This window comes from Streptomyces sp. NBC_00258 (genome assembly GCF_036182465.1).
Taxonomy (GTDB): domain Bacteria; phylum Actinomycetota; class Actinomycetes; order Streptomycetales; family Streptomycetaceae; genus Streptomyces.
Window position 1 is genome coordinate 741310 of sequence record NZ_CP108081.1, and the last position, 16671, is coordinate 757980.

Sequence of the window (16671 nt, forward strand, 5' to 3'; positions counted from 1 at the left end):
CGAGTGCTACCGGCCCGGCCGCTCGGGCTCCATCCGGAAGCAGACCAAGCGGGTCTTCGCGGCGGCCGTGCGCAGCTCGTCGTCGGTGGGCTGCCGGTCGCCTGGGAGGCCGAGCATCAGCCCCTTGGCGGCCTTGGGCCCTTTGCGCCAGCCGAACTCACCCAGCAGAGCGGCGACTTCCTCAGGGTCCTCGACGACCGTCGGGACGGCGGCGTGGTCGCCGTCAGGTGATGGGGGCCGATCGTCCACCACCGGTCGCAGATCAGGCTTTCTTGACGACGCTTGATTTGAGTTGCATTGCCCCGAAACCATCGATCGTGCAGTCGATGTCGTGCCCGTCGACCCCGTGGGCCAGCCGGATCCGTCAGAACCTGGAAGAGCATCTCGGCGCTCCTCCGGTCGAGTTCGAGGTATCCAAGTTCATCGATACAGAGCAGATCGACGCGTCCGTAGCGGGTGATGGTCTTGCCAAGCTGTTTGTCGTCGGCGGCCTCGACGAGCTCGTTGACCAGGGCCGCGGCGGTGACGTAGCGGACGCGGTAGCTGGCCATCGCGGCGGCTGTGCCCAGTGCGATCAGCAGGGCGAACTCGCCGCCGCAGCCTGACGGCAGATCATGTCTGCCACGCTGCCCCTCTCGCAAGGACGGGGGACGCGTGACCGAGTCGATTGCCGGATGGATCTGGGGCCACAACCTGCACGCCTTCCTTGAGTTGCTGTCCTAGCTACGCCGGTAAACGCCTTCAACGAAACCGACTAGGAAACCATCGAAGTCGGGGTTCAGGACACAGACGACGAAGCACACGATGGCTGGTACTCGTACCCCCTGCTTGGCACGAGCACCACCTTGGAAATCGCCCTTGCTCAAGCCGTCGGTGGCGAGGAAGTGTCCGTCAGCGTCACGGGAGCCGAGACACCTGAGCTCCAGCTCCGCACCGACACACTCCTGTCTGCCTTCGCCAGCGTCTGATCACCATCTTGTTCGGCTGGAGCAGGCAACGGCCCGCTGCCGCTTGACGACTTACTGATGGTTTCAGAATGAGGTTCGGAGTCGTCTCAAGCAGATGATGCTGCAGGCAAGTTGGAGGAAGCCCAGGTGGAGATCTGCGCGCTTCTCGTAGCGGATCCGCAGCCGTTTGAACTGGTGCAGCCAGGCAAATGTGCGCTCCACGACCCAACGCGTCTTTCCCAGGCCGGAGCCATGCGTGATGCCTTTTCGAGCGAACTTGGGTGTGATGCCGCGAGCCCGGAGAAGGCGGCGGTACTTGTCGTAGTCGTAACCGCGGTCGGCGAACAGCCGAGTTGGCCGGTGCCTGGGTCGACCGCGGACACCGCGGATGCGGGGTATCGCATCGAGCAGGGGCATCAGCTGGGTGATGTCGTGGCGGTTCCCGCTGGTCAGTGAGACGCAAAGGGGGTGCCTTGCCGGTCGACGATCAAGTGGTGCTTGCTGCCGGGCCGGGCCCGGTCGACCGGCGAAGGTCCGGTGTGAGCCCCCCTTTCAGAGCCCTCACGTGCGATCCGTCGATCGCGGCGTCGTCCACGTCCAGCAGACCCGCCGCACGCAGCTCGGCCAGCAGCACCTCATGCAGTTGCGGCCAGACACCGGCCTCGGTCCAGTCCCGCAGTCGCCGCCAGGCCGTCACGCCACTGCAGCCGACCTGTTCTGCGGGAACGTCCCGCCAGCTCACGCTTTTGCACAGCACGTAGACGATGCCTCTGAGCGCAGCCCGGTCATCTGCCGGCAACCGCCCCGGATACCGATGCCGCCGAGGCGGCCGAGCAGGTAAAAGCGGGGCTACACGTTCCCACAGGTCATCAGGCACAAGTTCAGCAGCCACTCAACCGATCCTGCCGACACAACACCCAACTGCCAAGCCCCACAACGAATGTCATTCTGAAACGGTCAGTTAGAAGCCCGAGGTGTCGATGCGGTCACAGCGCTAGCTGGCGGATGATACGGGGAGTCCGGGGGCACGGGCCAGGTCGCCGGTTGTTACCGTCAGCCGGTCTTCCACCCCCGCCGCGTGTCGATCCGCTCCCACTCCGCGGCCCACTGCTGTATACGCCGTAGGTCCAAGCACCGGCGCACCATCCAAACGGCGCCCGACACGGCCGCACCCGCGCCCATCGCAGCCAGCACGCCTCCAAAAGCCGCCTGGATGTCCGCCTCCTCGTCGGTCATGGGCTCGATCACAAGGCTGCCGCCCTTGTCGACCCATACTGTGACCCGGTTTCCGGCCGGGGTCTCGGGCGCCACCCTGGCCTCATCCGTTCGTGTCGAACCGTCCGGCGCGGTCCAGTGGACTTTGGTCCGCACCCGGTGGTCGCTCACCGCCCAAGGAGAACTTTTACCCTCCGCGTCTTCGGCAAGAATCGCCGAGATCGCGCGCCTGTCCACCCGCTGCCGGTCGGCGGCGCGCTCGACCGAGTCCGCAGTCACCAAGCCTGCGAGCAAGCTGCCCACGAGGGCGAGTACCCACCCGGCGAGCACGACCCAGGCCTCGACGATGTCGCTGCGTCGCTTGAGCGGATTGCGCCGCCATCGCGCACGCCGTGTCTTGGCCATCGGCAGACACCTGCTCTGAGCTCCGACAGCACACTTCCAGTGTGCTACGGAAGGCATTGGAGGACCCCGATCGGTCAGGCCTTGGCCACCGTCGTCAGCTAACGCCCAATCCCGTCCGTACGGGTGGGCCGGGGCATCTGGTCGGCAGTCGTCTTCAGCCTGCATGCCACCAGAGTTCGTCGACGCCTCGGTGTCCCTTGTGCCCGGCCGGGTGCAGGGGACACCGAGGCCGCGCCTTCATGAGCGGAGCCGCACCCGAGGCCAAGGCTCCCGATGATCACTATCGGCGACCATCCCGACACTATCCGTGTCCGGCAAGGAGCGCCGCGTTCGTTTCGTACCAATGCCCTGGCTCACCTCCCGAAGGCGCACGACATTGTGTGCGGGGACGCTTCCAGTAGCTTGGGGCGTCGGGCCGGGCGCGCCCGAGCACTTCGGTCTGCTTCTCGCCCGGGCCAACGCGGTCGCCGCCCAGAGTGACGAGCCGGTCGATGAGCCTCCCCTCGTAGCGGAGCCGAAAGATGTGAGCGTGGCTGTCGTCCATCCAGTACACCGTCATGGCGGACAGCCTGCTCTGTTTCACCCATCTGGTGCGGGCGGGCGTGCCTGCGTCCTGATCGATGATCCATGCCTCGACTTGTTTCGGCAGTCCGAACGTCAGCGTGTAGGCATCCGGTGTTTTCGACCCTATCCGCCTGGTGCGGCAGCGGCCCGCTGCACGTCGGCTGGGCTCGATCCCTGCCCATAGCGGTGGGCCGCCCTACACCATCCCTTCGTGCGCGGCGTCGGTGGTCGGCCCCATGGCGGTTACCGCGGAGCCGTCTATCGGCATGCCGGGCACAGGTTGTCGTCGTTGTACTCGTAATCAAAGAACTGACCTCGGCCTCTCCTCTGCTTCGGACACGCCAGGTCCGTGGTGGAGTGTGTCGTCTCTGCCATGAGAGGCGGGGTGATGAGCGGTGACGCCTTCGCCCACCGAAGGTCTGTCACAAATTCTCGCCGGCCCCGGTCGTAGACAACGGGCCCCGGCCGAAACAACCCGCTTCGGACGGTTCTCGTCGCCAGCGGCCCTCCCGCCCTCCTCGCACGCCGTTCCCGATGCTGTCCCGCCCGAGAGATCAGGACGCCATGAGTCAGTCCACGCACACGTTCACCGCCTGGTACCGGCCGATGCTCGCCCGCCATGCTGGTGAGGAGCATCGTGCCGCCAGCGCGCTGGAGTTGTTCTTCGACCTCTGCTTTGTTGCCGCTGTCGCCCAGGCGTCGTCGGCATTCGAGCATGAGATGGTCTCGGGCCATTCGGGGCGTGGTCTGCTGGGATACGCGCTCGTGTTCTTCGCGATCTGGTGGGCCTGGATGAACTTCACCTGGTTCGCGGCGGCTTATGACACGGATGATGTCCCGTACCGTCTTCTGACGCTGATTCAGATCATCGGTGCCCTGATCGTGGCTGCGGGAGCCGCTGAGGCCCTGGAGCACCGGGACTTCACCGTCATCACCTGGGGCTACGTGGTGATGCGGCTGGCCATGGTCAGTCAGTGGCTGCGCGCCGCCTGCACGGACCGGGAACGCCGGCGCACCGCGCTGCGGTACGCCGTGGGCATCCTGGTCCTGCAGATCGGCTGGCTGGTGCGGCTGGCTCTGCCGGTCGACGGCGGGACAGCCACGTTCGCCGTCCTCGCCGCCTTGGAACTCGCTGTGCCGGTCTGGGCCGAGCGTGCCGAGGGCACCACCTGGCATCCACAGCACATAGCCGAGCGCTACGGTCTGTTCACTTTGATCGTGCTCGGCGAGTCCGTCATGGCCGCCAGCCTCGCCGTCGGTACCGCTCTGGACACCCACAACAACCTCGGCTCCATCCTGCCCATCGCGCTGGGCGGGCTGCTGACCGTCTTCGCGCTGTGGTGGATGTACTTCGCTCAGGACGCGCCGCGCCGTCTCAGGACACAGAAGACGGCGATGCTGTGGGGCTACGGGCACTACGTCGTTTTCGCCGCCGCGGCTGCTGTCGGCGCGGCGCTCGCGGTCAACGTCGCCCACGTCACCACCGGCAGCCGTACGCTCACCAACGTCCAAGCCGCGGCTGTCTACACGGTGCCCGTCGCCCTCTTCGTCACCTGTGTGTGGCTGCTGCACCGACGGGCCGCCCAGTTGTCCACGGCGGCCAACGTTCTTCCGCCTGTCGCGGCTCTGGCCATCCTCTCCTCGACGGTCACACCCTTCCCCGTACTGGGCACCGGCATCATCACTTCCCTGCTCATCGCGGGCTCGCTCGTCCTCGTGCGGCACGAAGGTTCCGACGCCTGAGGGCGCCCCGGGTCGGTCGGAGCGCCCTCAATACCCTGCCGCGGAGCGTCAACAGTGCGCGCTAGACCCGGTCTTCGGGGGCGATGTACTCAAAGGTCGGGCCGGCCGCCAGGCCGTCGTCGTCCTGCATCGCCATCAGGCTCTGCGCCTGGCCCTTGGCCGCGTACATCGTGCCCACGGACATGCCCAGCATCGCCGGGTTGCCGTTGAAGGCCTGCTCCAGCATCTGCAGCATCTTGCAGTACGTCTGGTTGAACGTCTCTTGCGCGGTGCGGATCGCGCTGCCCTCGGGGTGGTCCGCCAACCGCTGGTTGGGGCGCACGGGCCGGACTCCGGCCAGGTCCACGGTCACCGGGTCGCCTGTGGGACCGGATTCCGGTGTGTCGCCCGGCTGATAGCGGCGCCCCACCGCGAGCTCCTGGAACCGGTAGTAGTGGGAGACGGCCTTGGTCCCGGGGTGGAACAGGTCCTTGTCCCCGTCCCAGACGTCGGCGCGTGCCGCGCCCTCCCCCTGTTCGACGATCTCCTCCAGCGCCGCGAGTGCGGTGTTCAGGTCGGTGACGGGGGCGAGGTGGCCCGCCGTGTGAGCGAACGGGCCGCCGAAGACCTGCCGGGCGGGGTCGCCGGTGAAGACCCGCTCCTCGCCCAGTTCGGCGCACAGGTCCCGCAGGCCCTTCTCGACCGCGTCGTAGAACTGCCCGATCGTCTCGTAGTTGTCGCCTTCCGCCGGGTCTCCGGGGTGCGCGGGCTGTTCGAGGCGGAGGAACATGCCGAGGGCTTCCTTGCCGAACGGCAGGAGCGACAGCTCGATGGCAGGGTCGGCGTGCGGCATGGTCCGCGGATGCGGCGGCAGCATCTGCGGTGTGTCCAGGCGGGGTTCGCCGCCGACCGCGTTCAACAGGTTCGCGACCAGGGCGAGATGGATCATCTCCTCGACGAACACGCCGCTGATCAACTGGGCGACGTCCGCGTTGCGTTCGGGGTCGAGGGAGTAGAGCGCCGTCAGGTACGGCGGCAGTGTGGAGTGCTCGATCTCGATCGCCCACTGCAGGTGCCTGCGTAGGTCTTCCAAGGTCGCGATGCCGGTCGTCGCAGCGGCGGCGAGCGTGGTGGACTGGTCCTGAGGCATGGCGGAAAGCTCATTTCTGCTGGTCGGCGTAAGGGGTGCTCATGCAGTGGCACAGGCTGAACGCCGCCGTCCTCACGGAGCGGAGAACGGGCCGGCCGTCCACGGCGGTGCGGGCACACCCTCTGAGGTCAATCCACTGACCGGCGAGTCGGAGCATCTGTGACATGCGCAGGTGCTGGCCTGATGTCACCACCCATGACACTGTTCGCAATATTCCACACTGATTCGATGCACAGCGAACGTGAGATAGTGTCAGTGTTCACGGGTGGCGGGCCTGCGCGCTGTGGCATCCGGGCGCTGGTGGCGGAGGGACAACTTCCCCCCCCCGTTATGTTTTCCGCGGTCCTGCAAGAGGACTGCTGGCCTCCGGGCCCGGCATGGCTGTTCCCCCCTGTCGAACCGATGACCTGGGGGGTGGTGCCACCGGGCCCGAGAGGCGCCGTTGGAGACGCTGATGAGAGGCCCGACCACCGCTTGGCCGAGCGCAATGCCCGGTCTTACACAGGCGGCAGGTCTGCATAACGTGGATGCGCGCACGACGCCAGCGCCCCGGCCAGCACCGCACAACCTCGTTCGGGAGGACGGCTTGAACGACAGCGACGACATAGGCGTCTTCCTCGGCCTGGATGTCGGCAAGAGCGCCCACCACGGCCACGGCCTCACCCCGGCCGGCAAGAAGGTCTTCGACAAGCAACTGCCCAACACCGAACCGAAGCTGCGGGACGTCTTCGACAAGCTGAAGGCCAAGTTCGGCACCGTCCTGGTGATCGTGGACCAGCCGGCCTCCATCGGAGCTCTGCCTCTGACCGTCGCCCGGGACACCGGCTGCAAGGTCGCCTACCTGCCCGGCCTGGCGATGCGGCGAATCGCCGACCTCTACCCCGGCGAGGCAAAAACCGACGCGAAGGACGCCGCGGTGATCGCAGACGCGGCCCGCACCATGCCCCACACCCTGCGCTCGCTGGAGCTGACCGACGAGATCACCGCCGAGCTGACCGTGCTCGTCGGCTTCGACCAGGACCTGGCAGCCGAGGCCACCCGCACCTCCAACCGGATCCGCGGCCTGCTCACCCAGTTCCACCCGTCGCTGGAACGCGTCCTCGGACCGCGCCTGGACCACCAGGCCGTCACCTGGCTGCTGGAACGCTACGGATCCCCGGCCGCGCTGCGAAAGGCCGGACGCCGCAGGCTGGTCGAGGTGATCCGCCCCAAGGCCCCGCGCATGGCGACACGGCTGATCGACGATGTCTTCGACGCACTCGACGAGCAGACCGTCGTCGTTCCCGGCACCGGCACGCTCGACATCGTGATCCCGTCGCTGGCCCGCTCGCTCGGCTCCGTCCACGAACAACGCCGGGCGACGGAAGTCCAGATCACGGCCCTGCTGGAGGATCACCCTCTTTCGAAGGTCCTGACGTCGCTGCCCGGCGTCGGCGTCAGGACCGCCGCCACACTGCTGGTCACCGTCGGCGACGGCACCAGCTTCCCCACCGCCGCCCACCTCGCCTCCTACGCCGGCCTCGCCCCGACCACGAAGTCGTCGGGCACCTCGATCCACGGCGAACACGCCCCCAGAGGCGGCAACCGGCAGCTCAAACGCGCCATGTTCCTGTCCGCGTTCGCCGCCCTGCACGACCCCGCCTCCCGCACCTACTACAACCGCTGCCGAACCCGCGGGAAGACCCACACGCAAGCCCTCCTCCGGCTCGCCCGACAACGCATCAACGTGCTGTTCGCAATGCTCCGCGACGGCACCTTCTACGAACCCAGAACCCCACGCCTCACTTGACCAAAGACATAGAGGCACCCCCCCCCATGCCTTCCTCGCCTGTTCCTTTGTGTTCCCGCTCTTCCGGGAGGCCGTGCTCATTCGCAGCTTGGTTTCGGCTGACGTGCCCGAGGAGTCGTCAAGAAAGGTGTGTTCCATGGCTGAGCTGTTTTACGATGCGGACGCCGATCTGTCCCTCATCCAGAACCGCAGAGTCGCGGTCATCGGCTACGGCAGCCAGGGCCACGCCCATGCGCTGTCCCTGCGGGATTCCGGCGCCGACGTGCGCGTCGGCCTGCACGAGGGCTCCGCGTCCAGGGCCGTGGCCGAGGAGCAGGGTCTGCGGGTGGTGACGGTGGCCCAGGCCGCCGCCGAAGCCGACGTCATCATGATCCTCGTACCGGATCCCCTCCAGGGCGAGATCTACGAGGAGCACATCGCCCCGCATCTCAGGGACGGCGACGCGTTGGTCTTCGGCCACGGGTTCAACATCCGGTACGGCTTCGTCAAGCCGCCGGCCGGCGTAGATGTCTGCATGGTCGCTCCCAAGGGCCCGGGCCATCTGGTGCGCCGTCAGTACGAAGAGGGCCGCGGCGTTCCCTGTCTGGTGGCCGTCGAGCAGGATGCGACCGGTCAGGCGCTGGCGCTGGCGCTGTCCTATGCGAAAGGCATCGGCGGCACCCGTGCCGGTGTCATCAGGACGACCTTCACCGAGGAGACCGAGACGGATCTCTTCGGCGAGCAGGCCGTTCTCGCCGGCGGTGTTTCCGCCCTGGTGAAGGCCGGTTTCGAGACGCTGACCGACGCCGGCTACCAGCCGGAGATCGCGTACTTCGAGTGCCTCCACGAGCTGAAGCTCATCGTGGACCTCATGTACGAGGGCGGCCTGGAGAAGATGCGCTGGTCGATCTCGGAGACGGCCGAGTGGGGCGACTACGTCACCGGCCCGCGGATCATCACCGATGCCACCCGGGCCGAGATGAAGAAGGTCCTCGCCGAGATCCAGGACGGCACCTTCGCCCGTGAGTGGATGGCCGAGTACCACGGCGGTCTGAAGAGGTACCACGAGTACCGGAAGCAGGACTCCGAACTGCTGCTGGAGACCACCGGCAAGGAACTGCGCAAGCTCATGAACTCGGTCGACGAGGAGGCGTAGGTCGCGCGCCGCGGACGGGGCCGGGCTGAATCCGACCTGCGTACCGCGGCGGCCCGTTCCGGGCCGCCGCGGTACGCAGGTCGGATTCAGCCCATTTCCTCGAGTGCCTTGCCCTTCGTCTCCTTGACGAACTTCAGGACGAAGGGAATGGATAGCGCGGCGAAGAGCGTGTAGATCACGTACGTGCCGGAGAGGTTCCAGTCGGCCAGCGAAGGGAAGCTCGCCGTGATGGCCCAGTTGGCGATCCACTGCGCGGAGGCGGCGACTCCGAGGGCGGCGGCGCGGATCCGGTTGGGGAACATCTCGCCGAGCATGACCCAGACGATGACGCCCCAGGAAAGGGCGAAGAAGAGGACGAAGGCGTGGGCGGCTATCAGGGCGACCCATCCCTGGCCGGCCGGAAGTTCGCCGTCGACCGAGCGGGCGGAGAACGCCCACGCCTCCAGCGCCAGGGCGGCGGCCATGCCGACCGAGCCGACGATGGCCAGCGGCCTGCGCCCGACCCGGTCGACGAAGATCATCGCGATCATCGTGCCGACGATGTTGATGATCGACGTCGTGAACGAGTAGAAGAACGAGTCGGTCGGGTCGACGCCGACGGACTGCCACAGCGTCGAGGAGTAGTAGAACGCGACGTTGATGCCGACGAACTGCTGGAAGATCGACAGTCCGATGCCGACCCAGACGATCGGCTTGAAGAAGAAGCCGCCGGCGCGCAGGTCCGCGAAGGTCGATCTCTCCTCCCCTCGCATGGCCGTCTCAATCTCGGCGACGCGGGCATCGAGGTCGATCCTGTCGCCCTCGACCTCTTCGAGGATGCGGCGCGCCTTCTCGTGATGGCCGATGGAGATCAGGAAGCGAGGGGACTCCGGTATCGCGAAGGACAGCAGTCCGTAGAGCACGGCCGGAACCACCATCACGCCGAGCATGACCTGCCAGGCCTCGATGCCCAGCAGCTTGCCCCGCTGGTCGCCGCCCGCTGCGTTCAGCAGGCCCCAGTTGACCAGTTGGGAGATCGCGATACCGATGACGATGGCGGCCTGCTGGAAGGAGCCGAGCCGGCCGCGGTAGGCGGGCGGGGAGACTTCGGCAATGTAGGCCGGGCCGATCACGGAGGCCATGCCGATGGCGATCCCGCCGATGACCCGCCACATCGCCAGGTCCCACAGGGCGAAGGGCAGGGCGGAGCCGATGGCGCTGACAGTGAAGAGGACCGCGGCGATCTGCATGCAGCGGATCCGGCCGATGCGGTCGGCGATCCGGCCGGCGGTCGCCGCGCCGATCGCACAGCCGATCAGGGCGATGGCGATGACCTGGGCCAGCACCGCCGAACCGACGTCGTACCGGTCCCGGATGGCCTCGACCGCGCCGTTGATGACGGAACTGTCGTAGCCGAAGAGGAAGCCGCCCATCGCGGCCGCGGCCGCGATGGAGACGACGTGGGCGAGAGGGGTGGGGTGAGCCGCCTGGGCTGGCGACGGGGGTGTCTCAGCGGTGCTGGTCACATGAACTCCTTGTGCCACTGGTCTGGGAGCGCGGTGTCTCGTCCTGAAGACCGGTGGGGCCCGGACGGTGTGACACGGTTGCGTCGGCCGATCGGCTCTGGCTGTCCGGGAGTTCGGGCAGGTCCTCCAGGAAGTCCGCGGACGGCGTGAAGAACAGGGCGCCCGTGACTGCGGTGGAGAAGTCCAGGATCCGGTCGTGCGACACCGTTTCCGCGCCCAGGAACATGCGCTCCAGCATCGTCTCGGTGACTTCGGGGCTGCGGGCGTACCCGATGAAGTACGTACCGAACTCCTCGGTGCCCACCGTGCCGACCGGCATGTTGTCGCGGAGGATCTCCCTCTCGGTGCCGTCCGCGTCCGTCACGGTGGTGAGGGCGACGTGGGAGTCCGGCGGTTTGACGTCCTCCGCCAGTTCCACGTCGGAGAGTTTCCGTCGGCCGATCACCCGCTCCTGGGCTTCGACCGGCAGGGCTTCCCAGGCGTCGAGGTCATGGAGGTACTTCTGCACCACCACGTGACTGCCGCCTGCGAAGCAGGGATCCTCCTCCCCTACGAGCACAGCGGCCGGTGCCTGGGCACCCGTGGGGTTCTCCGTGCCGTCGACGAACCCGAGGAGGTCTCGTTCCTCGAAGTACTGGAAGCCGTGTACTTCGTCCTGCACCGTGACCGCTCCGCGCAGTCGGCTCATGATCTCGGTGGCGAGGGCTAAGCACAGGTCCTGTCGCGCGGCGCGTATGTGGAACAGTAGGTCGCCAGGGGTGGCGACGGCTCGGTGCCGCGAGCCGTGCAGTTCCTTGAAGGAGCGCAGACGGGCCGGGCGTTCTCCGGCGAACAGGCGGTCCCAGGCGTGGGACCCGACGCCGGTCACACAGCTGAGCAGGCCGTCGGGGTGGGCGCGGAACCCCACGGCACGTTCCAGTGAGCCGATGTCCGGGAGGAGTTCGCGAACGGTCCTCTCGCCGCCTTCGTCAATCGTGACGACCAGGAAGATCGCCGCACTGGTCAGTGGAGACAAGATCGTCTGAGGCACGGGTTCCTCGACCCCTCCGGACATGGATCATCACTTTCGGCTGCGGCAGCGGTGGTGGGCGGACTCAGCGCCAGGGGGCGCTCAATGGCTCAGTCGATCGGTTCGGGACAGTTCGCGCGCTTCCTCGCGCGTCAGGGGACGCAGTGTGGCCGCCGCCGCGATGGCTAGCGAGCGCCCCTCATCCAGCACCCCGCACGCGTGCAACTCCTCCAGAAGTTCCGCCAGCGCCCGGGAGTTCGCCATGACCCTTTCCGCGGTCCGGGCGAGGAACGGCTGGTCGACCAGGTCGGGCACCTCGGCCTCCTGGACCTCCTGGACCTCCATCCGGTAGATGCAGATCTCGCGGCGGCGGCCCGTCGAGACTTTGCTCCAGCCGTCCAGGACGCGCCATCGCCCCTCGCTCCCGCGAAGGTGCGGTCCCTCGGCCGTGGCGGCCGCCTGGAGTTCGGCCTCCAGCTCCTGGTGCCGCTCGTCCGGCACATGCAGTTCCAGGGCGAATCGGCGCAGGGGCCGTCCGCTGTGGATAGACGTGTCCGAGGGCAGCTGTGCGGCGGCGAGTTCGCGCATCGCACCGAGCAGCTCGATGTCCAGTGTCGTCATCTGTGGTTCTCTTCTGGCGTAGGGGCGGTTCTGTGGTGTCGCGGGCAGGCGGTCGCCGTGCCGGGTCAGGAACTGACCTCGGGCGCGGGGCGGCCTGCGAGCCATTCCCGGTAGCTGGTCTGCGCGACGAAGGCGTCGGCGCCCGGAAGAAGGTCCACGGGGCGCGGACGGGCGCCGAAGAAGGGGCTGCGGGCGTGTGTGCGGACGGGCCGGCAGTCCGCGTCCGTCGCAAGGGCGATACGTATGAACCGGTCCAGCCCGAACTGTTCGGGACCGGCGATCTCACGCACTCCGCCCAGGGGCCGGGACACCGCGATGTGCGCGAGGTACATCGCCACGTCCGTCAAGGACACCGGCTGCACCCTCAGCGCTGGCACCTGGACGACTCCGTCCTCGGTGGCCGTGTCCGCGATTCCCTCGGCGGACTCGAACAACTGTGTGCTGCGGAGGATGGAGTAGGAGGTGCCGGAGCACTCGATCATGGCTTCCCGCGCCTGCAGCGCCCGGAAGGCGCCTTCACCTTGCACCCGGTCCACGCCGACCGCGGAAAGGCACACATGGTGTCGCACCCCGCCGGCGATCGCGGCACGGAGGAGTCGGCCGGTGGAGCTGAGCCACGAACCGAGGTGAGCCGCCTCGTCCCCGGCCTGACCGTTCCTCGTCGGGAACGTGCCGGTGGCCGGGGACGGTTGATGAGCGAGATCGATCACCACCGCACAGTCGTGCAGGGCGTCGGCGACCTCCTCCGGCGTGAGGGAGTCGAGCCCCATGGGCGCCGAGACCATGCCCACCTCGTGCCCGTGGTCTCTGACCCACAGAGCTGTCTCGACGCCCATGAGTCCGCCGTCGTCGAACACCACGACCTTCATGCCACAACCTCCTCTTGCGACCGGCCTCGCGGGCGGACCGTGCCGGCGCGGGAACGCCCGGGTCGGCTGAGGGGTTTGACCGGGCTGGTGCCCGATGTGTGACACCTGGGGTCGTGGCTCAGGGGCGCGGGACCTGGGGAGCGATGTCCCCGGTGACCGGCTGGCCGGCAGAGCGGGTGGTCTTGCTCTTGGCGACCGGGTCGACGCGGCAGAACGCGGCTTCCAGCGTGCCCCCGAGCACGGTGTTTACGGTGTCGTTGTTGGACGTGTTCGCCATGGACGTCATGCTGCGTCTGCCGTCGTCCGTGGTGAAGGCGTAGGTGTAGTGGCCCTGGACGGTGCCGGTGTGGCCGTAGACCGTCACGCCGCAGGACAGCTTCCTGCCGCGCAGTCCCAGCCCGTAGGACTGGGTGCCGTCCGCGTTCATCGGGACCATGCTCATCATGGCCTGCAGTTGCGGCCTCGGAACCAGCTTGCCGGTCGCCACGGCGCCGAAGAACCGGTTCAGGTCCGCCGCACTCAAGATCACGGCTCCGGCGGACTGGGCCCAGGAGGCGGTCTGCTCGGTGGCGTCCACCAGCGGCAGCGTGGCGTCGTCGTCACGGACGTAGCCCCGCGCGTAGGCGCCGGTGAGGGTCGTTCGCGGATGCACGTACGAGGTGTTCTTCAGGCCGGGCGGCTGGAAGATCCGCTGATCGTAGTGCGTGGCCATCGGCACACCCGTGACGTGCTCGATCAGCTCGCCCAGGACCACGAAGTTGGTGTTGGAGTAGCTGTAGGCGGCCCCCGGCGCGTTGGTGAGCTGGTGTGCGGTCGAGAGGTCAATGAGTTCCTGGTACGTGAACACCTTGTTCCGGACCGCCTCGAAGCCAGGAACAGTGTGATAGAACATGTCATTCGTATCGTCCCACAGGCCGCTGCGGTGGCTCAGCAGATGCCGCACCGTGATCCGGTCGTCCGGCAGCGGCTCGGCGAGGTAGTCGTTCGCGGGCGCGTCGAGGTCGATGCGCCCCTCGGCGACGAGTTACATCAGCACGACGGTGGTAAAGCTCTCGGTGACGCTGCCGACGCGGAATCTGCGGTCGGCGTCCATCGCAGTGCCGGAGGCGGTGTCCGCCTTGCCCGGGGAGATCCGGTAGCGGGACGTACCGGAGTCGATACGGGTGAGCGCGCCGGACGCTCCGTCGGCCATCGCCTGCTTCTGGACGGCCAGTACGCCCGCGGCCGACGGGGCGGGAAGGGTGGTTGTGGGGCGGCGCCCGCGGGCGTCACGGCCACGGCGGCCATCACGACGGCGCCTGCGAGCACGGTGCTCGCGTTCCTGATACGCATCCAGTTCCTTGTGACGTGATCGGGTGGAGACACTCACGGCACGGCACCCAGGCAGAGGCGGTCCTGGCGGTCGATGACAGGCCGGAGAGCGCCGGATGCAACGATAACGGACACAGTGTGGAGAACCGCAAGGTGAGGGAGATGTTGTCAATGGCGCAACCCGCGCTGATGACTTCGGTGTTCGCCAACTTCCGTCAGTACCTGCTGGGTTGGGGTACGGAGAGGTGGCCGGCAGACGGCGTCGACCGGTTTCGCAGCGGACTGGCCGCCCCTCAGTTCAACGGCGTGGTGCGGCTACTGTCGCCGTCAGCGGTCGGGGCGGTTCGCCGGGAGCTGACGGGAGTGCCCTGGTGGTGGTGGGTCGGGCCCGACAGTCCGGAGAACACGGCCGGTCTCCTGCGACGCCACGGCGGACGGCAGGTCACAAGCCTTCCGGTCATGGTGCGCTCACTCGCGCCGCCGACCGGACCGCAGGAAGCGCACGCGGGGCTGCGGGTGGAACGGGTCCGGGATGCGGAACGGCTGGCTGAACTGGTCGGCACGTACCGGACCTCGATGGGTGTCGGGCCCGAACTGCAGGCCGGGATGGTGCGCATCGAGTCGCGGCGCGAGGACAACGCGGACATCGTCCGCCTGGCCGCGGTGCTGGAGGAAAGGGTGGTCGGGACCACTGTGGTGATCGCCGCCCACGGCGTGGCCGGGATCTTCCTCGTTCATGTGTCCGAGGCGCACCGCCGGCGGGGTGTCGGTGCGGCGTTGACAGCTGCCGCGCTCCGGGTGGGGCGGGAGCGGGGCATGGGCGCGGCAGCACTCGTGGCTAGTCCCGCCGGTGAGGCGCTGTACCGGCGGTTCGGCTTCACGCCGGTGTGGGCGTATCGCCTGTTCGACTTCCCTGCCTGAGGCGCGGTCCCCCGACAGGCGGGAGCTTCAGATGAGTTCCAGTCCGCCGTCGACGGTGATCACCTGGCCGGTCGCGTGCCGTCCCGCGGGGTCGGCCATCCGCAGGACCCAGTGAGCAACCTCGTCGGCGCTCGCGATGTGGTGGGTGGGGATGCGCTCGCGTTCATAGCCGTACATGTCGTCGGCGGCCTCGGGCGTGAGTCCGGCGTGCAGCATGACGTCAGTGCGCGTAGGGCCGGGAGCGACGGCGTTGACACGAACGCCCTCCTCCGCCAGCTCCAACGCCCAACTGCGCGTCATCTGTTCGATGGCGGCCTTGCTGGCCGAGTAGTGAGCGCCTCCCGCCATGGGCCGGTGCCCATAGGTGCTGGAGAGGTTGATGATCGTGCCGGAGGTCTCTCGCAGGTGCGGCAGAGCCGCGTGGGCGAGGAGGCTCGGCGCGACGACGTTCAGGGCGAGCAGGTTCGTGGTCGTCCGCTCGTCGGTGTCGGCCAGTCTCATCACCGCTGTGGCACCTGCATTGTTGATCAGGTGGTCGATGCGTCCCCACCGCTGTATGGCGGTTCTGATCACCTCGGCGGGTGCTCCCTCACCGCAGACGTCGATCGCCAGGATGTCGATGCCGCGGTGCAGCGCGGCGCTCTCCTTCAGCGGTCCCTCACGCCGCCCCACCCCGAGCACCTGCGCGCCGGCCTCGGCGAAGGCGACGGCCGTGGCCCGGCCGAGTCCGCGGACATCGCACGTTCGTCGTCAAACATTGGACAGTGTGACATGGTCAACGACTTGTCACGCGGCGTGCCGGACGGGCCGGGCGGCGGGGCCGGGCGCCGGCGGCATTCGGCGCACCTGGCCTTCGGGGGCGAGCACCTTCACCAGGCCGTCCAGGTCGCCGGTGTGGGCGGCTGTCCGGAACGCGGCGGCGAGGCGACGGTGCGACTCCACGGGGACCGGGCGCTCCCGGCCGGACTCCAGACGGGCCTGCGCCCGGTGGACCACCACGCGTGCGTTCGGGGCGCTGATCCGCAGCAGCCCTGCCAGTTCGGCGTAGGCGTAGCCGAAACCCTTGCGCAGTACGTAGGCGGCCAGCCGGTCCGGCGTCAGCCGCGCCATGAGCAGGGCCAGGGCCCCCTCGACCGCAACGGTCCGCTCGACGCTCAGCACGGGGTCCGGGGCGGCCCGGTCACCGGGGTCGGCCAACTGCGGCTCGACCGGGACCTCGTGGCGATGCCGAGCGGAGCGGACGACGTTGATGGCCAGCCGGGTCGTGGCCGTCACCAGGAACGCGGCCGGATTGTCGATCTCCGCGCGCTGGGTGAGCTGCCAGCGCAGCCACACCTCCTGGACCACGTCCTCGGCTCCGGTGACGTCGCCGAGAATGCGGTAGGCGATACGGAAGAGCCGTGTCCGCTCGGCCAGGAAGGTGTCGAGGGCGGCGTCCATGTCGTCGTCCCGGGCCGGCCGGGCGATCGCGGGTTCGGTCGTCGTCTGCGTGCCGGTCGCGGGCATGG

12 protein-coding genes and 5 pseudogenes are annotated in these 16671 nt (G+C 68.1%); 4 read left to right on the top strand and 13 right to left on the bottom strand.

Features of this window, described 5'->3' with window-relative positions:
* Positions 1-6: 6 nt before the first annotated feature.
* The 5 genes and pseudogenes from OG718_RS03445 to OG718_RS03465 form a co-directional block, all read right to left on the bottom strand.
* Positions 7-252: a hypothetical protein gene (locus OG718_RS03445; protein ID WP_328848003.1), complete on the bottom strand. Its 246-nt coding sequence runs from the start codon at positions 250-252 to the stop codon at positions 7-9.
* A gap of 10 nt (positions 253-262) precedes the next feature.
* A pseudogene (locus OG718_RS03450) lies at positions 263-343 on the bottom strand (PhnA domain-containing protein); the annotation flags it as partial.
* Between the two features lie 16 nt (positions 344-359).
* Positions 360-593 (bottom strand): annotated as a pseudogene (locus OG718_RS03455) (ATP-binding protein); the annotation flags it as partial.
* A 438-nt stretch (positions 594-1031) separates the two neighbouring features.
* Positions 1032-1839: pseudogene (locus OG718_RS03460) on the bottom strand (IS5 family transposase).
* 161 nt (positions 1840-2000) lie between these two features.
* Positions 2001-2567 carry an Rv1733c family protein gene (locus OG718_RS03465; RefSeq protein WP_328843180.1) on the bottom strand — a complete coding sequence of 189 codons (567 nt, stop codon included), beginning with the start codon at positions 2565-2567 and terminating at the stop codon, positions 2001-2003.
* A gap of 1128 nt (positions 2568-3695) precedes the next feature.
* Between OG718_RS03465 and OG718_RS03470 the strand changes: the two genes are divergently transcribed.
* Complete coding sequence (locus OG718_RS03470) at positions 3696-4874, top strand: low temperature requirement protein A (RefSeq protein ID WP_328843181.1); 1179 nt, start codon at positions 3696-3698, stop codon at positions 4872-4874.
* A 61-nt stretch (positions 4875-4935) separates the two neighbouring features.
* Here OG718_RS03470 and OG718_RS03475 read toward each other — a convergent pair whose 3' ends face one another.
* Positions 4936-6003 carry a ferritin-like domain-containing protein gene (locus tag OG718_RS03475; RefSeq protein ID WP_328843182.1) on the bottom strand — a complete coding sequence of 356 codons (1068 nt, stop codon included), beginning with the start codon at positions 6001-6003 and terminating at the stop codon, positions 4936-4938.
* A 586-nt stretch (positions 6004-6589) separates the two neighbouring features.
* Between OG718_RS03475 and OG718_RS03480 the strand changes: the two genes are divergently transcribed.
* Together OG718_RS03480 and ilvC are read left to right on the top strand one after the other, a co-directional pair.
* On the top strand, positions 6590-7792 hold the full coding sequence (locus tag OG718_RS03480; protein WP_328843183.1) for an IS110 family transposase: 1203 nt from the start codon (positions 6590-6592) through the stop codon (positions 7790-7792).
* 136 nt (positions 7793-7928) lie between these two features.
* Positions 7929-8927 (top strand): ketol-acid reductoisomerase, encoded by a 999-nt coding sequence (ilvC, locus tag OG718_RS03485; RefSeq protein ID WP_328843184.1) that lies wholly within the window; start codon positions 7929-7931, stop codon positions 8925-8927.
* 86 nt (positions 8928-9013) lie between these two features.
* On the opposite strand, the gene OG718_RS03490 is transcribed toward ilvC, so the two are convergent.
* The 5 genes and pseudogenes from OG718_RS03490 to OG718_RS03510 form a co-directional block, all read right to left on the bottom strand.
* The gene (locus OG718_RS03490) at positions 9014-10432 is read right to left on the bottom strand and encodes a sugar porter family MFS transporter (protein ID WP_328843185.1); all 1419 of its coding nucleotides are present in this window, start codon (positions 10430-10432) and stop codon (positions 9014-9016) included.
* On the bottom strand, positions 10416-11486 hold the full coding sequence (locus OG718_RS03495) for a Dyp-type peroxidase (protein ID WP_328843186.1): 1071 nt from the start codon (positions 11484-11486) through the stop codon (positions 10416-10418). Before OG718_RS03495 ends, OG718_RS03490 begins: the two co-directional genes overlap by 17 nt.
* A gap of 57 nt (positions 11487-11543) precedes the next feature.
* Positions 11544-12062: a hypothetical protein gene (locus OG718_RS03500; protein ID WP_328843187.1), complete on the bottom strand. Its 519-nt coding sequence runs from the start codon at positions 12060-12062 to the stop codon at positions 11544-11546.
* A gap of 65 nt (positions 12063-12127) precedes the next feature.
* The gene (locus tag OG718_RS03505; RefSeq protein ID WP_328843188.1) at positions 12128-12931 is read right to left on the bottom strand and encodes an SDR family oxidoreductase; all 804 of its coding nucleotides are present in this window, start codon (positions 12929-12931) and stop codon (positions 12128-12130) included.
* Between the two features lie 118 nt (positions 12932-13049).
* Positions 13050-14263: pseudogene (locus tag OG718_RS03510) on the bottom strand (serine hydrolase domain-containing protein).
* Positions 14264-14413: 150 nt separating this feature from the next.
* Here OG718_RS03510 and OG718_RS03520 point away from each other — a divergent pair.
* Complete coding sequence (locus OG718_RS03520) at positions 14414-15163, top strand: GNAT family N-acetyltransferase (RefSeq protein ID WP_328843190.1); 750 nt, start codon at positions 14414-14416, stop codon at positions 15161-15163.
* Between the two features lie 27 nt (positions 15164-15190).
* On the opposite strand, the pseudogene OG718_RS03525 reads toward OG718_RS03520, so the two are convergent.
* Positions 15191-15889: pseudogene (locus tag OG718_RS03525) on the bottom strand (SDR family NAD(P)-dependent oxidoreductase); the annotation flags it as partial.
* A 60-nt stretch (positions 15890-15949) separates the two neighbouring features.
* Positions 15950-16669 (bottom strand): sigma factor, encoded by a 720-nt coding sequence (locus OG718_RS03530; RefSeq protein WP_328843191.1) that lies wholly within the window; start codon positions 16667-16669, stop codon positions 15950-15952.
* Between the last annotated feature and the right edge of the window lie 2 nt (positions 16670-16671).

Excerpts from the sequence above, each read along its gene's own strand:
- OG718_RS03465 (WP_328843180.1), bottom strand. The coding sequence starts at position 2,567 with ATGGCCAAGACACGGCGTGCGCGATGGCGGCGCAATCCGCTCAAGCGA.
- OG718_RS03470 (WP_328843181.1), top strand. The coding sequence starts at position 3,696 with ATGAGTCAGTCCACGCACACGTTCACCGCCTGGTACCGGCCGATGCTC.
- OG718_RS03475 (WP_328843182.1), bottom strand. The coding sequence starts at position 6,003 with ATGCCTCAGGACCAGTCCACCACGCTCGCCGCCGCTGCGACGACCGGC.
- ilvC (WP_328843184.1), top strand. The coding sequence starts at position 7,929 with ATGGCTGAGCTGTTTTACGATGCGGACGCCGATCTGTCCCTCATCCAG.
- OG718_RS03495 (WP_328843186.1), bottom strand. The coding sequence starts at position 11,486 with ATGTCCGGAGGGGTCGAGGAACCCGTGCCTCAGACGATCTTGTCTCCA.
- OG718_RS03500 (WP_328843187.1), bottom strand. The coding sequence starts at position 12,062 with ATGACGACACTGGACATCGAGCTGCTCGGTGCGATGCGCGAACTCGCC.
- OG718_RS03505 (WP_328843188.1), bottom strand. The coding sequence starts at position 12,931 with ATGAAGGTCGTGGTGTTCGACGACGGCGGACTCATGGGCGTCGAGACA.
- OG718_RS03520 (WP_328843190.1), top strand. The coding sequence starts at position 14,414 with ATGGCGCAACCCGCGCTGATGACTTCGGTGTTCGCCAACTTCCGTCAG.
- OG718_RS03530 (WP_328843191.1), bottom strand. The coding sequence starts at position 16,669 with ATGCCCGCGACCGGCACGCAGACGACGACCGAACCCGCGATCGCCCGG.